Annotated in this window: 14 protein-coding genes and 7 pseudogenes; 18 read left to right on the top strand and 3 right to left on the bottom strand. The window is 68.7% G+C overall.

Translation table 11 applies throughout. The features are described from left to right. Positions 1-790, top strand: a pseudogene (locus RBJ77_RS02295) (IS630 family transposase); the annotation flags it as partial. 283 nt (positions 791-1,073) lie between these two features. Here RBJ77_RS02295 and RBJ77_RS02290 read toward each other — a convergent pair. Next, positions 1,074-2,191, bottom strand: a pseudogene (locus RBJ77_RS02290) (IS30 family transposase). A gap of 346 nt (positions 2,192-2,537) precedes the next feature. Between RBJ77_RS02290 and cutA the strand changes: the two are divergent. The 3 genes and pseudogenes from cutA to RBJ77_RS02275 form a co-directional block, all read left to right on the top strand. Next, positions 2,538-2,858: pseudogene (gene cutA, locus RBJ77_RS02285) on the top strand (divalent-cation tolerance protein CutA); the annotation flags it as partial. Positions 2,859-4,304: 1,446 nt separating this feature from the next. Next, complete coding sequence (locus RBJ77_RS02280) at positions 4,305-4,808, top strand: ATP-binding protein (protein ID WP_372343429.1); 504 nt, start codon at positions 4,305-4,307, stop codon at positions 4,806-4,808. Between the two features lie 752 nt (positions 4,809-5,560). After that, positions 5,561-5,692 carry a hypothetical protein gene (locus RBJ77_RS02275; protein WP_372343428.1) on the top strand — a complete coding sequence of 44 codons (132 nt, stop codon included), beginning with the start codon at positions 5,561-5,563 and terminating at the stop codon, positions 5,690-5,692. Between the two features lie 156 nt (positions 5,693-5,848). On the opposite strand, the gene RBJ77_RS02270 is transcribed toward RBJ77_RS02275, so the two are convergent. After that, the gene (locus tag RBJ77_RS02270; RefSeq protein WP_372343427.1) at positions 5,849-6,136 is read right to left on the bottom strand and encodes a hypothetical protein; all 288 of its coding nucleotides are present in this window, start codon (positions 6,134-6,136) and stop codon (positions 5,849-5,851) included. 1,805 nt (positions 6,137-7,941) lie between these two features. On the opposite strand from RBJ77_RS02270, the gene RBJ77_RS02265 reads away from it, so the two are divergent. After that, on the top strand, positions 7,942-8,301 hold the full coding sequence (locus tag RBJ77_RS02265; RefSeq protein ID WP_372343426.1) for a hypothetical protein: 360 nt from the start codon (positions 7,942-7,944) through the stop codon (positions 8,299-8,301). A 73-nt stretch (positions 8,302-8,374) separates the two neighbouring features. Continuing rightward, positions 8,375-8,605, top strand: a complete 231-nt coding sequence (locus RBJ77_RS02260; protein WP_372343425.1) for a hypothetical protein — start codon at positions 8,375-8,377, stop codon at positions 8,603-8,605. Positions 8,606-8,702: 97 nt separating this feature from the next. On the opposite strand, the gene RBJ77_RS02255 is transcribed toward RBJ77_RS02260, so the two are convergent. Then, positions 8,703-8,939 (bottom strand): hypothetical protein, encoded by a 237-nt coding sequence (locus tag RBJ77_RS02255; protein ID WP_372343424.1) that lies wholly within the window; start codon positions 8,937-8,939, stop codon positions 8,703-8,705. Positions 8,940-9,037: 98 nt separating this feature from the next. Between RBJ77_RS02255 and RBJ77_RS02250 the strand changes: the two genes are divergently transcribed. From RBJ77_RS02250 to RBJ77_RS02195, 12 genes and pseudogenes are all read left to right on the top strand, one after another. Continuing rightward, positions 9,038-9,226: a hypothetical protein gene (locus RBJ77_RS02250; RefSeq protein ID WP_372343423.1), complete on the top strand. Its 189-nt coding sequence runs from the start codon at positions 9,038-9,040 to the stop codon at positions 9,224-9,226. A 31-nt stretch (positions 9,227-9,257) separates the two neighbouring features. Then, a pseudogene (locus tag RBJ77_RS02245) lies at positions 9,258-10,922 on the top strand (thymidylate synthase); the annotation flags it as partial. Positions 10,923-11,205: 283 nt separating this feature from the next. Continuing rightward, positions 11,206-11,633 (top strand): annotated as a pseudogene (locus RBJ77_RS02240) (carbamoyltransferase C-terminal domain-containing protein). Positions 11,634-12,009: 376 nt separating this feature from the next. Next, positions 12,010-12,387, top strand: a complete 378-nt coding sequence (locus RBJ77_RS02235; RefSeq protein WP_372343422.1) for a hypothetical protein — start codon at positions 12,010-12,012, stop codon at positions 12,385-12,387. Positions 12,388-12,571: 184 nt separating this feature from the next. Then, positions 12,572-12,772 (top strand): hypothetical protein, encoded by a 201-nt coding sequence (locus tag RBJ77_RS02230; RefSeq protein WP_372343421.1) that lies wholly within the window; start codon positions 12,572-12,574, stop codon positions 12,770-12,772. Next, positions 12,769-13,314: pseudogene (locus RBJ77_RS02225) on the top strand (topology modulation protein). Before RBJ77_RS02230 ends, RBJ77_RS02225 begins: the two are co-directional and overlap by 4 nt. Positions 13,315-13,429: 115 nt before the next feature. Beyond that, entirely contained in the window at positions 13,430-13,939 is a 510-nt protein-coding gene (locus tag RBJ77_RS02220; RefSeq protein ID WP_372343420.1) for a class I SAM-dependent methyltransferase, read from the top strand. 339 nt (positions 13,940-14,278) lie between these two features. Continuing rightward, on the top strand, positions 14,279-14,644 hold the full coding sequence (locus RBJ77_RS02215; RefSeq protein ID WP_372343419.1) for a hypothetical protein: 366 nt from the start codon (positions 14,279-14,281) through the stop codon (positions 14,642-14,644). Between the two features lie 1,181 nt (positions 14,645-15,825). Further along, complete coding sequence (locus RBJ77_RS02210; protein ID WP_372343418.1) at positions 15,826-17,331, top strand: NAD-dependent epimerase/dehydratase family protein; 1,506 nt, start codon at positions 15,826-15,828, stop codon at positions 17,329-17,331. Between the two features lie 522 nt (positions 17,332-17,853). After that, on the top strand, positions 17,854-18,399 hold the full coding sequence (locus tag RBJ77_RS02205) for an NAD(P)-dependent oxidoreductase (protein WP_372343417.1): 546 nt from the start codon (positions 17,854-17,856) through the stop codon (positions 18,397-18,399). A 915-nt stretch (positions 18,400-19,314) separates the two neighbouring features. Beyond that, positions 19,315-19,431 (top strand): annotated as a pseudogene (locus RBJ77_RS02200) (cytidylyltransferase domain-containing protein); the annotation flags it as partial. Beyond that, positions 19,406-19,972, top strand: coding sequence for a cytidylyltransferase domain-containing protein (locus tag RBJ77_RS02195; RefSeq protein ID WP_372343416.1), 567 nt, complete (start codon positions 19,406-19,408; stop codon positions 19,970-19,972). The pseudogene RBJ77_RS02200 and the gene RBJ77_RS02195, both read left to right, overlap by 26 nt. Positions 19,973-21,025: the final 1,053 nt, after the last annotated feature.

Here is a 21,025-nt window from a genome sequence, read left to right as displayed (position 1 = left end):
GCAGGTCGAGGCACTGGTCGCCAAGACCTCTGGCCAGGAGCCGCCGACGGGCGATTCGCACTGGTCGACGCGTTCGATGGCCGGGGGCGGCGGGCATGTCGCAGTCGGCGGTCTCGCGGATCTGGCGGGCGTTCGGACTCAAGCCGCACATCGTGGAGACGTGGAAGCTGTCGACCGACCCGCAGTTCGTGACCAAGGTCCGTGACGTGGTGGGCATTTACCTGTCCCCCGCCGGAGAACGCCCTGGTCCTGGCGGTGGACGAGAAGTCGCAGATCCAGGCATTGGACCGGACCCAGCCCGTGCTGCCGATGGCACCGACCACGCCGGCGAGGATGACCCACGATTACGTCCGGCACGGCACGACCAGCCTGTTCGCCGCCCTGGACATCGCCTCCGGCTCGGTCATAGCCCAGCACTACCGCCGCCACCGCCACCAGGAGTTCCTCCGCTTCCTGAAGGTCATCGACGCCGCCGTCCCCAAAGACCTCGAACTCCACCTGGCCCTGGACAACTACGCCACCCACAAGACCGAGTCGGTCAAGAAGTGGCTGCTTCGCCACCCCCCGCTTCCACCTGCACTTCACGCCCACCTCCGCGTCCTGGCTCAACCTCGTCGAGCGCTGGTTCGCCGAGCTGACCTGCCGCAAACTCCGCCGCTCGGCCCACCACAGCGTTGTTGAACTCGAACGGGACATCCGCGGCTGGATCAACGAGTGGAACAAGAACCCGAAGCCGTTCGTCTGGACGAAGGCTGCCGACGACATCCTCGACACCCTCGCCGCATACTGCACACGAATTAACGACTCAGGACACTACCGAGTTGAGGCCTTGACCCAAGGCCGGGTAGTTAGCGTTTCCGCAGGTCAAGCAGGGGATCCGTCATCTGCGTGATTGCCGTGTAGCGGCCACGCATAAGCGATCGGTCTTGGCGTGGCGGTGGTTGCTGGCTCGTCTGGAGCAGCTCCACAGACTCCTCGATGTAGAGCACGCGGATGCCATCGTCGCCCGCACCGAAATGGCAGATTTCTGATCGAGCGTCGCAACACGTGATCATTCCAGTGTTGCGACGAGCTTATGGAAAGAGCTCCGCGGGCGTATGCCAGCCAAGCACCTTGCGGGGGCGGTCGTTGAGTTCGGCCGCGACGGAGGCGAGGTCCTCGGCGCTGTGGATCGACAGATCGGTGCCCTTGGGAAAGTACTGCCGCAGCAGTCCGTTGGTGTTCTCGTTCGAGCCGCGCTGCCAGGGGACTGGCCGGCTCGCAGAGGTAGATCGGGATACCGGTGGAACGGGTGAATTCGTCATGCCGACCCATCTCGCTGCCTTGATCCCAGGTCAGCGACCTGGCGAGTTCAGTGGGGGGACGAGGCAAAGGCGTGCACCAGAGCGTCGCGGACGTGCTCGGCGCCTTTGCCGTCGGGCAGGTGCAGGAGTTTAACGTAGCGGGTGGCGCGGTCAACCAGGGTCCCGATGGCGGAGCGGTTGCCCCGGCCGACGATGAGGTCGCCTCCCCAATGCCCGGCCACCGACCAATCGTCGACCTCGTCGGGGCGCTGGCTGATCAGGGTGCCGGGGTCGATGAAGCGGGTGGCACGCTCATCAACGCGGCGTCGACGGCGTCGACCGTACCGGCCGGTGCGGAGCACGCCGGGCTTGCGCTCCAGGCCGGCACGGTGCGGCAGGCAAATCGCCTGGTAGATGGTCTCGTGCGCCAGGTGCCGATCCGGCTCGTCGGGGAATGCCGAGCGCAGCACCCGGCTGATCTGCTCCGGACCCCAACGCCGGTCCAGGTGCTGCTGGATGAACTGCTTCAGCTCCGGATCGCGCCGTATCTTGCCTTCCTTCGAGCGTGCCCCAGCGCACGGAGGTCCGCCGCTGGGCCTGGAACGGGTGGTACTTGCCGGTGCGCGGACAGCGGTTGCGGCGTACCACGGCTGATCGTGGCCGGGTCGCGGCCGAGCTCGCGCGCGATCCCCCGCAGAGACTTCTTCTCACGCAGCAAGTCCGCGATGGTGATCCGCTCGTCCTCGGACAAGTACCGCGGTGAGACAGCGTCGGCGGCCCGCTCCTCGGTGATCGGCGGATAGAAGTGCTCGCTTCCCGCCCGATTGACGATCTTCCGTCCGTACCGCCACCGCTGCCCTCGTCTTGCGATGGATACCTACCTCGCGGCACGCGGCCGAGATACTCATTCCCTGCGCCATGAGGCGAAGGAATTGATCACGCTTCTCCGCCAGCAGGGCAGGGTCCACGCTTCCGACGGTTCCGGCGCGGCTGGGTCATCGCAACCTCCCTCAGGGGGCAGGGTGTTGCAACGAGATCTAGAACCCAAGCTCCCAAACGGGGCCATCGCTCATCCATGAAGCCACCCCAGTGACCGTCGGCTCGGGGCGCTGAACCCGGCAGGCCTGGAACAGATGCGCGCCCGGCGTTCCAAATCATGGCGGCTCGAACACTACGGGCCGTCTCCGCCCCTCTCGCTGGCCTGCGTCGAACACATGGGTAGGGTCGTGGTACCCGAGGTGGAGAGGTAGCCGCATGGACCCCGAGATCGTGATCGCGCAGACGACGAGTGACGACGAGGAGCAGGCGAAGAGTCTCGCCCGAGGCGCTGTTGAGAGCAAACTGGCGGCGGGCGTTCACATCGATGCGCCCATCACCGCCTTCTACTGGTGGCAGGGGAAGGTCGAGGCGGCTCAGGAGTGGCGGATCTCCCTACATGACGTCGGCGGATCGCCTCCCCGCGCTTGAGGCATGGCTGCACGAGAGGCACTCGTACGACGTCCCCAGTGGGTCACGCTGCCTGTGACCGGAGGGTCGGAGGCGTACTTGTCCTGGGTCGTCGACGAGACGCGTCCCGCAGTAGAGGGGCACCACCGCAGCGCCCTGCTCTTACCGAGCCTGTGCGCTTGGACGCTTCACAGCGTCGCGAATGTCAGCATATGGCTGGCCAGATCATGCTCGGTGTCGGGGGAGCCGGGCAGCGATGGCCTGCGCCCGCTGACGGCCCATGGTGTTGGGCTTCGACTCTGCCGCTACTGCGAACTGGTGCGCGACGTGAGCCCCGCGGTCTACGTCGCCGCCGCGCAGAAGTGCGGACGCCAGGTCCCCCAGGACGACCACACCGGACTCGGGTAGTTCACCGCCGAGGCGTTCGACTGCGGAGTCGGCCGTGGCCGTCAGCTCCTGACAGCTGAGTTCGCCGTAGACCGAGAGGGTTAAGGAATCCATTCGGTACGGCGTTACGAAGCGGACCCACGCCTGCTCGCTCGCATGGTCGGCGAAGTCGTAGGCGAACCTGGCCTGGTCCAGCGCGCGAAGGGCGGCAGCGTCATCGCCTGACTGAGCGGCCTCCTCCGCATACCGGCCCAGGGCCCACGCTGCGGCGGTTGCATTACCGCGTCCGCGTACGTCCTGAGCTGCCTGCGAGAGCATCTCCAGCGCCTTCGTGGGGCTAGGGGCACCGTAGCTCGCGTAGCCCAGCGCCAGAAGCGCGTAGAGGGGGATGACCAGCCTTCTTCGCGCACTCCAGAGGTCACTCCGTAATAGGGAAGTGGCCTTGTCGTGCTCGCCGAGGTCCCAGGCGAGCCACCCAGCAGGAGCGGCAGTCTGCCCCGGCCGCGATGGTCAGGGGCTCGCTCGTGGGCTCCGGCGCGGGGAAGGGCTGCGGTGATCGCGTCCAAGTGCGCCTCGACGCGGGACTGCAGGCTGAGCGCGCTCTCGTTCAGCTCGTCCACGTGCAACCGGGCCGCATGATCAATAAGCACCCCCCGCGGACTCAGGGTCGATCTTGGAACCCTTGCTGAGTGCGTAGGCCAGCCGGCCCGCCCACGGCTCGGCAGCCGCAGCCGCACCGACGACTGCGCCTCCCAGCGGCGTTCGGCGTTTCATGTCGTCAGATCCTCCGCCTCGGCCTTGTTCTTCTCTCGCCGCCTGGCGCGGGCGGCTTTCGCTTCGCTGCAGCAGCGGCTCCAGCAGGGACGCCACAGAGCCCAAAGCGATGTTCCCCAGGGTGTGGTCCGTCGGAACGTTCGCACCCGTTCTCGTACCGGTTCACCTCTCGGCGGGTCACCGTTGCCCGGCCGGAAGCGGCGTTGATCGCACCCAGCCTGCTCGTCCCTGTGTCCGATTCGCGTTACGCCGCAGGTGACGGAGCAGCTCGGCAAAGGGATCCACTGCCATGAGTCTGACTCCAATCCGTGGGAGAAAGCCAATACTCCCTCAACTCCCCCTAATTTTTCCCCCTTGACCAAAGATTTCCCCCCTCCGGTTTCCCCCTGTTCCGGATCGCGCAGCCACGGTGCGATGTGCACCATGACCACGCACCGGACAGCAACGCCGCCCGGCCTCGGGGGCGACGACGGTGGCGCCCTACGTCGTCGGCGCCGTGACCGCTCGGGTGTCCGCTGGCCTCTCACGTTTTCAGATGGCCATGGAGCCGGTAGATGTGCACGTCGCTCAAGCACGGCGAACCACGGCCACCGTGCTGAAGCACTGGTCGTTGCCGGACGCGGCCGGCAGAGGACGCCCGGCTCTGTCGTTTCGGAGTTGGTGTCCAACGCGATCATCCACGGTTCCGGGGACGTCCGACTGCGACTGCGACACGACGATCACGAGCTTCGGATCCGAGTCACCGACGACAGCACCACACCGGCGGGGCGACGACGTGCAAGTGCTGCCGGCCTCGGTGGTCGAGGGCTGCACCTCGTCGCCTGCCTGTCGCTTCGGTGGGGCGTCGCGGACGGCGGCCGGACGACATACGCGGTCATCCCCACTCTCGCGGAGGCACCATGTCGCCGCACAACGTAGTCAAGCTACGGAGCCGACGTGATGAGCCTCGTCGCCTTTGATCGGGGGCGAGAGAAGCACACGGGGGGTGGGACGCCGACCGCTGGCCGTGACCACCCCAGCTGGCCTCGCACCTCTGCCCAGCTGAAGCGCCAGTCCCGAGCTGGCCAACTCCGAGGCCTTCGTCAGCACTTCTACCGTCAAGCCGTCGACGCGCAGGCCGATCAGCCGCTGCGCGTGCTGGCGTACAGCGGTACCGAGTCCGGGGGCCCGACCATGATGAGGATTGGGGGGACGCTGCGAGGCTGAGGCCGACCAGCTCGGTTATGCGATCGCCGCCCGGCTCCACGATGTGGCGGTCCCGGTGACCACGACGTGCTTCCCGGCATCCAGTGCAAGCCAGGGCGTCTACACGCCGCCTTGGGATCGACCTGGTTGGCGGGAAGCCGAGCGGCAGCTCCGAGGCGAGGCTTGGCCGACGGCGTGCTCGTCCTCGACCGGCACAACATCAGCTCCGATGACGACGAGTACCACGCCGTGATCAAACACCTGGGCGAGGGACTGATCGGGCGTTTCTCCACCTCGTGATCTCCGAGGAGCCCGTCGCGCCGACTTGAAGGCGTCCACTGCGCTGGATGGACAGGAAGGGCTGGGGCTGGCGGCAGAATCGCGCCCAGATCGCCCTGATCGTCACCGTGAGCGGCGTGCTCGTCTTCACCTTCAAATACACCCTGACCGAGGGCTGACCATGACTTTCGAGGGACACATCGATCGTGCGCCCGCGCCTCCTGCCGCACCGCGAGCAGGGCGAAGCGCTCCTCGCCATCAGGGACGCCGCTCCGTCGGCACCCAGCGAAGAGGGCATCGACCTCTTCGCCGTGCCCTCGGTGAGGTTCAGGGCGTGACTTCAACCTCTCGCGCTTTCACCGGCTCTCGCGCCTGCCGGCCACGTGCCGGAGGGATCGACCTTGCCGTCGGCTGACGGCCCGCCGGACGCGGCCTGACTCCTCAAGGGAGCACGACGGCGACCACCGCTGTCCCCGGATGCCGTCACCGGTTACCTACACCTTCCCATCCATCCCCGAGCAAGGTCTCAGATGAACCGTCCCGTTCTCGCTCTGGCCACCACCATCGCCCTCGCGTCCGCGGTGCACATCGCCCAGCGTCACCTGCAGCACCGCCATTCCCTGGAGCTGGCGGTGTACCAGGCCCACGGCCGCATGCTCGAAGTCGCCACCACGCAAACGGATTTGGCCCCGATCTGGGTGCGCAATCATCCCGATCACGTCAAGGACGACGAATCGGGTCCGCTCCTGATGTGCCAGTGGTGGCTTGAGTTCCTGGCGCACCGGCCTCAATCTCAGGGTGTTTACACCGCCGTCCGGCGGCAGAACGCGCGGAACTTCATGGAGGGACCCGACAGCCCTCAAGGCGTGGGCTCTGACCCGCCACGGGCGTGCCCAGCAGTCCCGGGGGCGATGGGACCGCACGCACGTGGCCTTGCTCGACGCGGCGTTCGAGGAGGCCGGCGGTCCGGCCCAGTACCCCGAGTTGGAACTTGCTCCGGCCTCGGCCCTCTGAGCGCGACGACACCCTGACGAGAGGATGAGTCATGACCGTTTCCACTTGCGGATCACCACCCGCTACGGCTCACGCCGAGCGACCCCAGAGTCGCGCGCTCTTCTCCTCGACCTCGACGGAGTGCTGCTCGACACGCGTGCCGTGATGCGGAAGGCGTGGCAGAGGGTCCAGGGAGAATCCACGGCGTCGTGCTCCCCCTTCGCGACTACGAGCGCCACCTGGGTCGCGAGTTCAGGGGACATCATGCAGCGACTGGGCGTGACCGATGCCGAGGCGGTCCGCAGGACGTGCGAGGCGGAGTCCGTGGCCACCGCGCGCACCTCGCGGAGGAGTTCGCCGGCATCGTCGAGACGCTCCACGCCTTCGTGGCCGCCGACTGGCGGCTGGGCGTCGTGACGTCCAAAGCCCGTCGACCGGGCGGCCCCGCTCCTCGCGCGCCTCGGGTGTCCCTTCGCGACCATTCGCACGCCCGCCGGAGAGGGCCGGACGAAGCCGGCCCCGGACCCACTCCTCCTGGCACTGGTCGACCTGGGGGTCGACCCCGCCTCCCGCCGTCTACGTGGGTGACATGGCGGTCGACCAGGAGTCGGCCGCCCGCGCTGGCGTCCCGTATGTACACGCTGGATGGGGCTACGGGCAGCCGACGGCTCCCGCCCCGAGACGGTCGCGTCCCCCATGGAACTGTTGAGCCTCCTTCCCGCCAAGCAGCTCGTCGAGGGGAACACGGTGTGAGCCCCCGCACGACTGGTGGCCTCGAGCCTAGTCCGCTCCTCCAACGCCGGGAAGCCGACCTGGACTCTTGTCGGAAACCGGCGTCCTGGCGCACGCGCGGACCGACCACATCCACACCACGGACTTGGAAGCGACGACCGTCGACAAGCAGTTACTGCGCTCCGGCGTCGAAGACGTCATGGAGGCCGTCGACCGCTACGGCGCCAAGTTGGCCACTCACCCCAGGTGGAGCCGACTGGCTCCACGTCCAGCACGTCCCCGATGCGACGCTTCGTCGCCGAGATCGTGCGCAAGCTCCTGGCCCCTGAACTCCTGGGCACCGTTCGCCTCCGCCCCAGGGCCCCTGACCCTGGCCCCCTACGAAGAACTCGTGGGACTGCGTTCGAGCGCTCGCGTGAGTACCTGGCCTACACCGTGACGTGGTCCGGCGTCGCGTACGTGCTCGGTGCTGCGGCACCGCACAACCCGACCCGCTCAGCCCAGCTCCGGAACCGCACCCTGACGAGTACGGCGAACACGGAGCCGAGTCCGCTCCCTCGGCCGCCGGACGGCAGGACGTCCTGGCGCTGTCGTGGACCTCCCGCCACGCCGCCACGCTGACCCCGGTTCTCGCCGAACTGGCGCGCGGCGGGCAGAGGAGCCTCCTGCTCGATCTCGCCATTGATGCCGCCGAGCGGTGCAGCGCGGGACCGGCAACGGGTATCGAACTGCGCTCGGCCCCCGAGCGAACTCTTCACCGTCTCCGGCACCGCCGAGAGCCTCCATCGTCCCGACGACGAGCACGTCGTTCAGGTGGGAGGCCCACGGCGTCCAACTTGCCCGGCTCGTAAGGCTCTTGTCCGTGCTCTTGGAGACCAGCGGGGGCTGCACCCAGCCGTCGTGGCGGACGGTGGTGCGGGCGGAGAGCTGGCTCGACGACATCCTGTCGACCACCAGACCGCACACCGTCCTGCTGAGCAGCGACACCAGCCCCCTGGGGGTGCTGGCCGCGCACGCCGCCGAGCGGCACGGAGCGAACTCGGTGCACGTCCAGCACGGGGGCGTGGACGGCGGAATCGGTCGCCTGGCCGGCCCTGCACAGCCGCGACATCATCGTCATGCGGCGAGCGAGGACCTCGCCCTGGGCCGGGGTGGGCGCGCCATCCCGAGGCCGAGGTGCACGTACTCGGGCAGCCCCGCTTCGACGTCCTCGCCGGTCTGAGCCGCCAGGCACAGCGGCGGTACCTGGAGAGCTGCTCGCTTTCGGGGGCCGACGTGGGCCGACCCGGATCGCGGTGTGGGCATGCCAGCCCTTCAACCCCGGTCACCTCAAGTCCCACGCGGACCTCCTCCTGGACGGGCTTGCCGAGGCGGGCGGCGACTGGGGGCTCGTCATCGCTCCACACCCGGCACAGAACACCGACGCCTTGACCGCTCTGGTGAAGCGGGACGGCGGGCCGCCCGTCGCGGTGGCCGACCCCGGGTCGGAGCGCGGGGCTCCCTTTGCTGGTGCTGACGCGCAGTAGCGAGCGCGTACTCGACGTGCGGAATCGAAGCCGCGCTGCTCGGCATCCCGGTCCTCGAAATCGGCCCGCCGGGCGAACGCACCCTGGGCCTGGCCGGTCACGGACTCGCGACCCGGTGCGAGGCCACCGGGGACATCGCCGAAGCGCTCTCCGGCGTGAGCGGGGGCCCCGCGCCGATCCACGGGCGGCCCTGGACGCCGTCTGCCGGTGGCGCGGAGACGAGCGCCGCTCGGATCGCCCGGCTCATCACCGACCGCGCCACCTCCGGCCCGAGGGCCAACGACTCCACCACCACCACGCGGGCGCCGCTGCGTCGCCCAAGGACGAAGGACATCCGCCCGATGACATCCCCTCTCGGCCGACAGCATCGCCGAGCTGTTCTCCGGCGCCGTCACGCTGGCCAAGTCCGGCGGGAAGATCCAGCCCCGGGGCATGGCCACCCACGAAGTCCGCGACGTGCACCTGCTGCTCACCCAGCCGCGCGCCCGCCTGCTCTACGCCCCGCCTACCCGCATCGTGAATCCGGCCTTCGCCGTCGCCGAGATCGGTCTGGCACCTCTCCGGTTCCGACGCACCGTGGATCTTCGACTACAACAACCGACTGCGGCAGTTCGCCGATGAAGGCGTCCTCCTGGGGGCGTACGGTCCCAGGATGCGGAACTGGGCCGGCAAGGTCGACCAGCTCTCCCGCGTCGTCGAAACCCTCCAGGCCGACCCCCGACTCCCGGCGAGCCCTGATCCAGCTCTACGACCCGGCCCAGGACGCCGCAGGGCACAAGGACGTGCCCCTGCACCCTCGGGATTCCGGTTCCACCTGCGCGCCGGCCGCCTGCACATGGCGACCACGATGCGCGGCCAGGACGTATGGATCGGCATGCCGTACGACGTGTTCTTCTACACCGTGCTGCACGAGCTGATCGCCGGATGGCTCGACGCGGAACTCGGCGAGTTCCGCTTGCACATCGGCTCGCTGCACATCTACGACGAGCACATCGAGCAGGCCGACCGCTCACCTCGCTCCCGGCGAGCGAGATCATGCCCGACTTGCGAACACCCCTGGAACAGCTTCGACGGCCTGCTCGACCAGGTCGAGGCCCGTGACGTGACCAGTCACCCCGGCTGGGACGCGATGGCCGAGACCCTGTGCAGCTACCGGCTGTGGAAGGACGGCAAGCGCGAGCAGGCGTGGCGGGCGGCCGACATGATCGACGGGCCCCTCGGCCAGGCCCTCACCGCCTGGTACGGAGAGCTGGAGCGGCGGTCGATCAATCGCGCCGCGACGGCCGGGAGCAAGGTGACCGCCGCCATGAAGCGCACCCCCTCCGTGATCCTCGGCCTGTGCTCGTACACCCACGACTCGTCGGCCGCCCTTCTCGTGGACGGTGAACTCGTCGGCTTCGTCGAGGAGGAATGCCTCTCCGGGCAGAAGCACACCAAGCTCTACCCGGCCCGCGCCGTGCGATGGCTCCTCGACCTGGCCAAGCTGAGCGCCACGGACGTGGACGCCGTCGCCTACAACTTCCAGCCCGCCCGCTACCTCGCCGATTCGCCCGCCGCCCTGCGCATGGCGCTCTCGCCGATGACACGCGACCGCAGCCTGGCCCGCGCCCACGGGTTCGCCAGGTCGCCCTGCAGGACCCGGCGGCGGCTGCGCGTCCTGGCAGCCAGTTCCCCTCGGCCCGCGTCACACCGGTCCTGCACCACCGAGCCCACCAGCTCACGGCCTTCGCGGCCTCCGGCTGGAGACAAAGCCGCCGTGCTCGTGGTCGACAGCCTCGGCGAGCGGCAGACCACCACCATCGCCCACGGCCACGGCATCCAGCGCCCCGCCTCCAGCCCTTGGAAGCGATCAACGACCCGGCCTCCCTCGGGTACGTGTACGGCGCCGTCACCGAGCACCTGGGCTGGAGGCGTGGCGACAGGAAGGCACCGTCATGGCGCTGGCCGCTCTCGGCGACCCCGCCCGCTTCCGACACCTGTTCACTACGGCGGTCCGGACGACGGCCACGGGCTTCCGCATCCACCCCTGCTACTTCCCGGCGCGCACCCTCACCTCGGGATATCCGAGGACGTCCCGGCGGTTCGTCGCCGAGACCTGCCCCGAAGCGGCACCCGAGCGAGCCGCTCACCGACGTCCACCGAGACCCTGGCGGCTGCCCTCCAGGAGCGGACCGAGCAGGTGATGGTTCACCTTGCCCGCCGTGCCCGTGCGCTCACCGGCTCCCGGCGCCTGTGCGTGGGCGGCGGCGTCGCCACGAACTGCGTCAGCATTGGAAAGATCATCGAGGCTGGCATCTTCGACGAGGTGTTCGTCCCGCCGGCACCGGGGACGCTGGAACCGCGATCGGGGCCGCCCTCGCCGTGCACGTCGATGGGCGCAGCCCTCGCCCGGTCGCGGGCATCGCCTGCCACTGTTACCTCGGCCCCCTCTTACGAGGACCAGCCGCTCGACCTGACTCCTTGGTCCGGTCTCCACCAGAAGACCCTCGGCGTCGAGACCGCCGAGTTTCTCGCCGACCAGCTCGCCCACGGCGTGATCGCCGGACTCTTCCAGGGAGTGGGGGTCGAAGCCGGGCCGCGCGCCCTGGGCAGCCCGCTCGATCCTCGCCTCCCCGCTGGAGCCCGGCGTCGTCGAGCGGCTCAACGCCACCGTGAAGTTCCGCGAGCCGTTCCGGCCCTTCGCCCCCATGGTTCCCGCCGAGCGCGCCGCCGAGTTCTTCACCCTCGGCCAGCCGGCCCCGTACATGTCCATGGCCTCCGGGGTGACTGACCTGACGCGTGAGCGGGTGCCGGCCATCATGCACGCCAACGACACCTCCCGCCTGCAGACCGTCGCCCGGTCGCAGAACCCGTTCATGCACGCGGTGCTGTCCGCCTTCGGCCGCCGGACCGGCATCCCGTGCTGATCAACACCTCCCTCAACGTCAAGGGCAAGCCAATTTGCGGGACACCCGAGATGGCCCTGGACTGCCTGGCCAACTCCGGCCTCGACGCCCTGCTCCTCGAAGGGCGGTGGATCACCAAATGAAGATCGGATCACAGCTTCTGGGGCTTCCTCGGCAACGGCGTCACCGACACCCCGACGGAGGTACGCAGCCACCGCCGTCCCTTCATCGAAGCCCTCCTTGCCCGCGGTCACGAGATCGTCTTCCTCCAGCCCGACCGCGACCGCCTCGAAGCCGGTGACAACCTCGGTGGCGCGTACACCTTCGACGACGGCCTGCCCGGCATCGACGCCCTGCTCCTGGAGTGGCGCTGGGCGATTCCCGATCAACACCACCGTGTGCGGTAGCGAGACACCTGCGACCTCCATCGGCAGGCCCAGCTCATCAACCACTACACGGCCCGGCACCGGACGCCCACCGTCATCTGGGACAAGGACCGCACCCTGCGCGCCGAGGCGTGTGGCGCCACACGACCCACACCCGCGTCTGCAGGCCGCGCTCACCCCGACCCCCGGCGCGCACTCGTTGCTCTTCCCCGTCGCCGAGGACCTCCTCGCCCAGACCGATCCCCTCACCCTCCGGCGGCGCGGCCTCGGGATCTCGCGCGGCTACGTGGGCAACCAGTACGACCGGGACGAGCCCTTCGACCGCTTCTTCGCCCGGCAGCCACCCGCGTCTGAGCACCTGGTCGCCGGCAAGTGGACGAAGACCGGCCGCTGGCCGCACGTCCGCTTCGCGGGCCGGATCCGCGTTCCGAGGGATGCCGCCGGCGTCTACGGCCGCTCCTGGCCACGGTGCTCATGCTTCCCGAGCGGTACGCCGCCGTCGGGCAGATGACCCAGCGCATCTTCGAGGCCGTGCTCGCCGGATGCCTGCCCCTGGCCCCGGCGGACATCCGCTTCGCCGACCGGTTTCGTCCCGAAGGAGCTGGTCGTGCGCTCAGGCGACGACGTGCTCGAACACCTCACCTACCTGCGCGAGATCGCCGGCACCGAGCAGCACGCCGCTGATCGCCGCATGTGTGGACCGGCTGCGCCTGTTCGGCCTGTGCAACGAGGTCAACACCCTGGAGTCCGTCCTGCACGGCCTCCTCCAGGCCACCGCGACCGAGCGGGGGAACTGCCTGATGCAGACCACTCGATCGACCACGGCGCGCGGATCCTCCGGGCACGTCCCGGAGGGCCCGCCGGACACGGAACCGCTCTACGCTGGAGCACCATGAAGAAGGTCGCCATCGTCGGCTGCGGAGGCAGCGGCAAATCCCACGTGGCCCGCGAACTGGGCAGGATCCTCGATGCCCCGGTGACACACCTGGACGCCGCGTTCTACGACGACGAAGTGGAACGCGTTGCCCATGGACAAGTTCACCGACGCGTCCAGCGCGAGCTGGTCGCGCAGCCGCGGTGGGTGATCGACGGCAACTACAACTCGACGCTGCAGGTACGGCTCGAAGCCTGCGACACCGTGGTCTGATGGACGTGTCGACCGTGGCGGCGCTTTGTACGGGATCTTCTCCCGGCAGATCCGGCACGGCGCCGGGCACAAGGGCAACGGGTGCACAACCGCATCCACTGGGGGCGTGATCAGTACGTCGCCACGTACCGGCGCAAGATGCGGCCCCGCGTGATGGCGAAGATCGAGGAGTTCGGCTCCGGCGCCGATGTGGTGCTGCTGGCCAACCGGCGCCAGACGCGCCGCTGGCTGCGGAAGGTCGCCGCCGGCAGTCCTGACCGGCCAGCGCCCCCGGTCAGGGGTGCGGCATGAACAGGCCCAACCCGTTCCTGGACCCCCGCCCGGCAGCCGGAGCTGTACGGACACGCCTCGCGGCTGGCCGGGCGGACCAGTGCCCTGATGCGCGCCAAGACCGCCGGCCGCACCCGTGCCCGAGACCATCGTCAGCCTGGTGCAGACCCATCACGCCCGACCGGACCGGCTCGGCATGGTGCTCGACATCGGATGCGGTCGCGGCACGAGCAACCTCATCCTCGCCGAGCAGCTCCGGCCCGAGCACGTCGTGGGCCTGGACGCCGCCCCGCCCTGCTCGCACAGGCGCGCGAGCGCGTCAAGGGCTTTGCCCGAACAGCACGGTGGAGTTCGTCGAAGGCGACTTCCACGACCTCCCTCTGCCCGACAGGTCGAGCGATGTCGTCGTCGCCGCGTTCTGCCTCTACCACTCGCCGCGCCCCAGGACGTAGTCGGACAGATCGCCAGGGTCCTCGCCCCCGGTGGTGTGGCCGTGCTCGTCACCAAGGGCCTCGACAGCTACCGGGAGATGGACCAGCTGGTCGCCCGCGCCGGTCTCGATCCGCGCGCCGCCCAGCACGAAAGCCTGTACACCGCAGCCCACAGCGACAACTGGCCGACATCGCCGCCTCTTCGCTCGACGTGATCGCCGTCCTGGACGAGAGCACGTCTTCACCTGTCGACGAGCCATGACCACTCCAGCGCGCAGTACCTGGCCACCAACCCCAAGTACGACCTGGCGCCCGGCTTGTACGGCGGTGCCCTGGCGGAGGCCCTGCGAGTTCCTTCCCGACCGGCCGCTGACCGCGGTCCCGGATCACCTTCGTCGTCGCCCAGCCGAACGATGGGCGGTCGGCATGACCACCGCGCCCTTCACCCAAGCCCTACCACGCGGAACCGGGCGTGCGGCGGCGCGGTGCGCCACTACCATTGGCTCACCGAGCACGCCAAGCCAATGCGGCAGCCGGCGCTCACTCACCGTCGAGTGAACAGCCTGACGTTCGAACGGATCGAAGGCCGCTCGGTACGCCCGGACGACCTCCCGCGCGTCGCGGCACTGCTGGGTCATGCCCACGGTGCCGCCTGGGCCAGCGACCTGCCGGTCCGCACGTCGCTGGAGACCCGCGCACCACTTCGGGACAGGACCAGGTTCGACGAGCTACCTCGGCCCCCGGAATCGCGCCCTGCGGCGACGCCACGAACAGGGCTACCTGCCGAACTAAGAGCCGCGCTGCACGCGATGTTCGGCTTGCTGGAAAACGACGGCCCAAGGGCCCTGCGCCTTCTACAAGGACAGCGGCGGAACTTCATCGTCACCAGCAGGGACATCGTCGCCGTCGACATCGACTGACCTGTGTCCCTGGCGACGTGGGCTACGACCTTTCGCCCAGCTCATCGTGACGCTCCACCCTGACCTACGGGCGCTCGGACCAAGCCGTCACCAACGCTCTGCTCGCGTACAACGCGGCAGCTCTACGGCTACGACGCCCGGCTGGGAACGACGGACCGAAACCAGCTCGACAGCTCGCTTTGGCCCACTGCGTGCCGTGCTCACCGCCCCGTACGTCGGTCGCAGCGGCTACCGCTACAGCCTGCCCCTCCGTTTCAGCCACCGAGGAGCCTCATGATCACCACCGAACTCGTCTTCGTCCACGGCACGGCCAGGCCCAGTGCAACGCCGACGGCCTTGTCGGAGGCCCGCGCACCTGCACCCGGCCCTGAGCCTGGCCTCGGGTATGCCCAGGCCGAGCGGGCCGCACGCCGCCTGGCCACCGAGCACCTGAAGAAGCCCTTCGACGTCATCTACACCGGCCCGCGGATCCGTCTCGTCCAGACCGGCGAGATCATCGCCAGACCCTCCGGATCGTGCGCACGACGACCGACTCGACGGCCCGGTCCACGGCGACGCCGATGGCCCGGCCCTGGGACGCAGTGAAGACGGCCGCCGACGGCGGGCCGCGCGCCCACCCGACACACCCTGGGCCAACGGCTCCGACACCTGGAACGGATTCCTGGGGCGCGCCAGCAGGAGACCTGAGCCAGCTCATCGAGGAGAGAACCGGGGCAAGCGCGCGTCGTCTTCGCGGCCCACACGGGAGACGGTGATCACGCACACCCGCTGCTCGGCATCCCGATCAGCTCGCCCGCCGGATTCACCCACAACCACGCCTCCATCACCCGCTGGCAGCACCACCGCAACCGCCTGGGGCAGGAGCCGCTGGATGCTCGACCGGCACAACGACACCGAGCACCTCAGTCTCCTCACGCCGGAGCCGACCCCCGTGATCGCGACCTCGCGCACGACCCCCGCCACAACTGGCGCACCTCCTTCCCTAGGCGCAGTCGACATCACTGCTGGCGGACCCCCGCGCTCCCGCGCGCGTCGTACGCCTGGTGGCCCGACGACGGGCGTCAGTTCATCGCAGAAGCAGCACGCCGAAGGCGAGACCGGTACGCCGCAGAACTCCACGCCTACCGGACGTGCGTCACCCATCTGAGCGGCCATGCCCCAGAGTTGGTCGGCCCGGGACGATGCCACCGCACCCTGCTGCTCACCGCGCTCGCAGGCCACCGCGCGGACACCTTCGCTCCGGGCTCACCCGAGGAGGAGCTGGCCCACCACGGGCCGGGCGCGTGCTTTGGGCAAGCTGCACCGGGCGACGCCATGCCCCTGGGCGGTGCCGTCGGCGCTTCGCTCGCCGAGCGGTTCCACGGAGTGGATCCGGCCGGGCCGTCCACGCCGACCTGCTCGACGCGGCCGAGGAGAACCTGCTGAAGCACCACGCGGTGATCCTGGGCACCAGCCAGATGGACGGCGCGATCTGCCACCTCGACTACCAGCCGCGCAACTGGCTGCTCGGCGACGCCGCCGGCATCTTCGACTTCGAGCACATGCGACGCGACGCCCGGGTCCGCGACTTCGCCCGGCTCGAATTCCGACGCTGGCGAGGCCGCACACCTGCGCACCGCCTTCTTCGACGGCTACGGACGCTCCCTCAACGACACCGAACGCCGCCTCTTGGAGTGCTTTCGGCGCCATCGAGGCGGCCACAGCCTGGTCCAGGGCCACCAGGAGAACGGCTACCGCCCTCAGCGCACACGGCCAGAACCGTCCTGTCCCGGCGCTCGCCTGACCAGACCGCTCAACGCTGGCTTACCCCTCTGGAGATCCCGCAGCCCGCGGCACGAGCAGCCCCCGACCAGCGCTTCCCTCCGACGGGCCGTGGTTACCGGCTCCGCCGGGTCATCGGCTCCCACCTCGCCCACACGCTTGTTCAGGCCGACACCACCGTGATCGGGGTGGACCGCCGAGACCCGTCTTCCGACCCGGCGTGCCGCCGCCAACCTCGCCGCGCTGCGGGAGCGCGTCAGGAATACCACCACGTCACGGCCGACCTCCTCCCACTGCGCGATCGAACCGCTCCTGAGTCGACGCCGACACCGTCTTCCACCTCGCGCCGGCATCCCGGGGTACGGCCCTCCTGGGGACCGCAGTTCGGCGACTACCTCGCGTCCAACGTGTTGGCCACCCACCGCGTCCTCGAAGCCTCCCACGGATCGGCGTCCCCGGCTGGTCGTCGCCTCCTCGTCCAGCGTCTACGGACCGACCGACGGCGACGCGAGCCGCGAAGACCGACCGCCAGCGCCTCCCCGTACGCCCGTGACCAAGCTGGCCGGGAGCAGCTCTGCCTCGCCTACGCCGAGCGCCCCATCGGTCCCCAGCGTCGTCGCCCTGCGGTACTTCACCGTCTGCGGCGCCAGCGCGCCGACATGTTCACCCACCGCGCCTTGTACGCCGCCCTGACTGGACAACCCCTGCGCCTGTACGGGACGGCGCAGCGCCGCGACTTCACCTGCATCGACGACGTGGTCGCTGCCACGATCGCCGCCGGCACACGTCCCGAACGCGCGCGGTGCCATCAGCAACGTCGGCGGCGGCTCGGGCGCCTCCCTGCTGGACGTCGATCCAACATCGCCAGCAGCCTCACCGGCCGCGAGATCCAGCTCCGCAGGACCACGTGCGCAACGGGGACGTGATCTTCGCGCGTGCCGACCCCGGCCGCGCCGGAGGCGTCCTCGGATGGCAGCCGCGCGGTCGACCTCCGCAGCGGACTGCGCGCCCACATGCAGGCGCTGGCCGCCCCGGTGCCGGTCTCACAGCCGTGCCGCATAGGCGACCCCGTCGGATCATGAGAGGAGTGCTCATGGAAACCCCCGGAGCGGGCACGGCTGGACGCCTTCTTCCGGAGGATCACCGCGCAGTTCCCCCGCCGGGCGAAAGGCAGCGTCACAGCGCTGGTCATCACCCACCTGCTCCCGGAACGACCCGCGTTCTTGCGCGCCATGGCCGCGGTGTCCACGGTCGGCGCCGTCCTCCCCAGCGGTCGATCCGCAGCCGGCCCTCGACACCGTCCGCGCGCACCCTGCCGGTCCACGACCTGAGCCGAGCAGCTCAGCGACAGACAGAGCCCTGCACTGCCTGGAGGACACGGCCGGCGAAGCGGACATCGTCCTGGTCGACATCGGCAACTTTACTTCGCGGCCAGCCTCGACACCCTCGTGAGCAAGTTCTCCGGCCGAATCCTCGGCGTCGTCGAGGACACCGAGAACGGACACCAGCGGTACGCGGCCCTCGGCTCGCTGCCGTGCCCCGTCGTGTCCGTGGCCCGCTCACCGCTCAAGGACTGCGAGGACCACCTCGTCGGCCGGTCCATCGTGTTCTCCACCGACGCCCTCGTGCGCGCCCGCGGGGACATCCTCACGAGCCGCAGCGCCTGCGTCATCGGCTTCGGCAAGATCGGCCGCTCGATCGCCCAGACCCTGCGCGCCCAGGACCTGCGCGTCACCGTGTACGACAACGACGCGGTCAAGCGGGTGCAGGCCCACGCCCTCGGCTTCCGCACCAGCGCGTCCACCACCGAGGCCGTCCACGACGCGGAACTCGTCCTGTGCGCCACCGGCAATCTCGCCCTCCGGCACGAGGATTTTCGCCGCCCACTGCGCAACGGCGCATACCTCGGATCAGTGACCTCCTCGAGGACGAACGCTCGGAACTCGGCGGCCTCGGCGACCTCTACGAACGCCACCCCGTCGGACCCCAGTTGACCCGATACGAGGTCACCGGCCACTACTTCTACGTTCTCGCCGACGGCGCGCCCGGTCAACTTCGTGCACGGCGCCGCCGTCGGCTATCCCACCACCTCTCGTTCCAGGCCGAGATACTCGCCGCCACCGCTGCGCTCAGCCACGCGCGATTCCAACCCGGACTGCGCGAGATGCCAGGCGCCGGCCGATCGCGACACCATCGCCAGGACCTGGCTCCGCCACTTCGAAAGGTGACCTCGTTGACCCTCCACTGAACACACCCGCGCCGTCACCGAGGCTTACCTCGTCCGCCACCCGGACGAGCGCGCCCTCCCTGACGATGCTGTTCGCCGTGCTCGCAGGCGCGGGACGATCCACCAGCCGCGAGACCTTCCCCGCCCACGTGACCTGCAGCGCGATCCTCATCAACGGTGATCGGCACGTGCTGCACATCGAACACAAGGTGTCCGGGAAACTTCTGGCTCTGGCGGGCACAACGAACAGGCCGACCAGCACCTCCGTGATGCAGCCCTGCGCGGACTGCACGAGGAGGCCGGCATTCCGCCCAGCGCCGTCGTTCCCCTCGCCGGGTACGAGCACATCCTCGACATCGACGTGCACACGATCGGCGCGAACCCGACGAAGAACAGGCGAACACCACCGCGTGGACTTCCGTTGGGCCTTCTACCTCGGTGCTGAACACGCGGTGACGCTCCAGGAGGAGAAGTCGACGGGTATCAGTGGCGGCCGTTCGCAAACACCGTGTCACCCACAGTCCGCGCCAAGCTCGCCCAACTCGCCTGAAGCCCCCCACTCCTAGCGACCACCAGGAGGAGGCCGTGTCCGCCACCACAGCCCAACCGACCGGCGCCAAACCGAGGTCGGCATCATCGCCGTCACTGCCGCTGGGGTGCTTCGCGTTTCCCTGGCAAACCTCTGGCCCTTCTCGGCGACAAGCCGCTGCTCTGGCACGTTCACCAGCGTTGCCTGGAGGCCAGACGCCTTGACGGAGCCATCGTCGCGACGGATGACGAACGCATCGAAGCGGCATGCCAACAACTGGGCATCGACTGCATCCGCACCGGGGAGCACCTCACCGGCACCGACCGCACGTCGCGGAGTCGCCGAGCGCCTGCCGGCCGAGGCGTACATCAACGTCCAGGGCGACGAGCCGTTCATCCGGCGACCGCCATCGGCGACGACGTCTCCGAGGCTCTGGAGTACACACTGCCGGGCACCTTTTGCCGTGAACGCCTGCACCGAGCTGGTCGACGTCGGCGCAGTCCTGGACCACAACGTCGTCAAGGTCGTCGTCACGGCCCGCAGTGAGGCTCTGATGTTCTCGCGCCAGCCCATTCCCTACCCAAAGGGCGACCGCCCGAGAGTACCTGCGCCAGCTGGGCACTCTACGGCTTCACTGGCCGGGCTCTCCAACGCTTCCGCCAGCCCAGCAGGGGGCCTTGGAGCGTGCCGAGGGAGTGGAGATGCTGCGCTTCGTAGAACACGGCCACGCCGTACAGATGGTCCCTGTTCTGGACAGCGGCGTGGCGGTAGACACCCCGGAGGATCTGGCGCGAGCCGGGCACCTACTTGATCCAGCGCAACCGGGCGGCTCACGCCGAAGCAGTGGCGTCGACTCAACCGTGAATGCTGGCGGCGCCGTTCAGAATCCCTGGCTTCAACTGTACGAATAGGGCGAAGGGTTAGCAGGGACGGGCCTACGGTTTCAGTGGGCAGTGACGTGAAGCGAAAAGGTTCACGATGCTTATCGGGGCGCTGACGTTTGTGATCTTGAATAGTATTGGTGATCAATCGCGCTTCGTGAGCCTTCGCAACATGCCCATTGCTCTTGATCGCCTAGTTTCCGCCCGGCAGGCTGGGGTGCTAGACAGCACGTGCCGGTCGACCACCGTGCGCATCAGCAGCTCCAGGCTGCTGGCGCCTCGTACGCGTTTGGTATGGGGCAGGTAGTGAGCATGAACGGAGCGACTATGCGTTGGCGTGGGACCCTTCACGGCGCGCCCTCGTGAGGGAATGCGAAGAAGCTCATGATCTCCTATACCAACCCCCTTCAGCGTTGAGATGCTGGTGCGCAATATGGAAGGCGCGTTGGGTCGCCAAATTCAGTTGGTCCCCCTTGATGATCCCTACGGGGGCTCGGGTACAGCGATGTGGCCTGCACGGTAAAAACCCCAGAAGTCACCATCATTCTGTATCGACGTCGCTCAAGTCGCAATCAGACGGAGCACATAATTCTTCACGAGATCGCGCATGAATGGATGGATCACGGCACCTCTCTCACGTCTGCCGAGATCGGGCGATATGTTCCTGAACGTATCCGTGCGGAAGTTCTTGGGCGTTTCCCTTCGGTCATAATTCAAGCACGTGTGGATTTCGACAGCCTTGAGGAAAAGCAGGCCGAGCTTTCTGCATCTTTGATCAAGCGAGCTGGCCCGTCGCCAGTCGGCTACAGGGGGACGACGTAATCAGCCTCTTGGAGTATTCGCTGGCTCACCCGGTCGCTCCACCGCGGCGTCGTCGCTAGCCGCACGCAGCGTAAGATCTCGCAATGACCCCTAGTAATGAGTCTGCACTCTGCGGAGCCCGCGAGCGGCGACAAGTGCGGCACCTATAGGTAACGACTGAT

The sequence above is a fragment of the Streptomyces sp. KL116D genome, assembly GCF_030766975.1.
GTDB lineage: Bacteria > Actinomycetota > Actinomycetes > Streptomycetales > Streptomycetaceae > Streptomyces > Streptomyces longispororuber_A.
The sequence above is the reverse complement of the archived record's forward strand: the minus strand, read 5'-3'. Positions and strand labels throughout refer to the sequence as shown.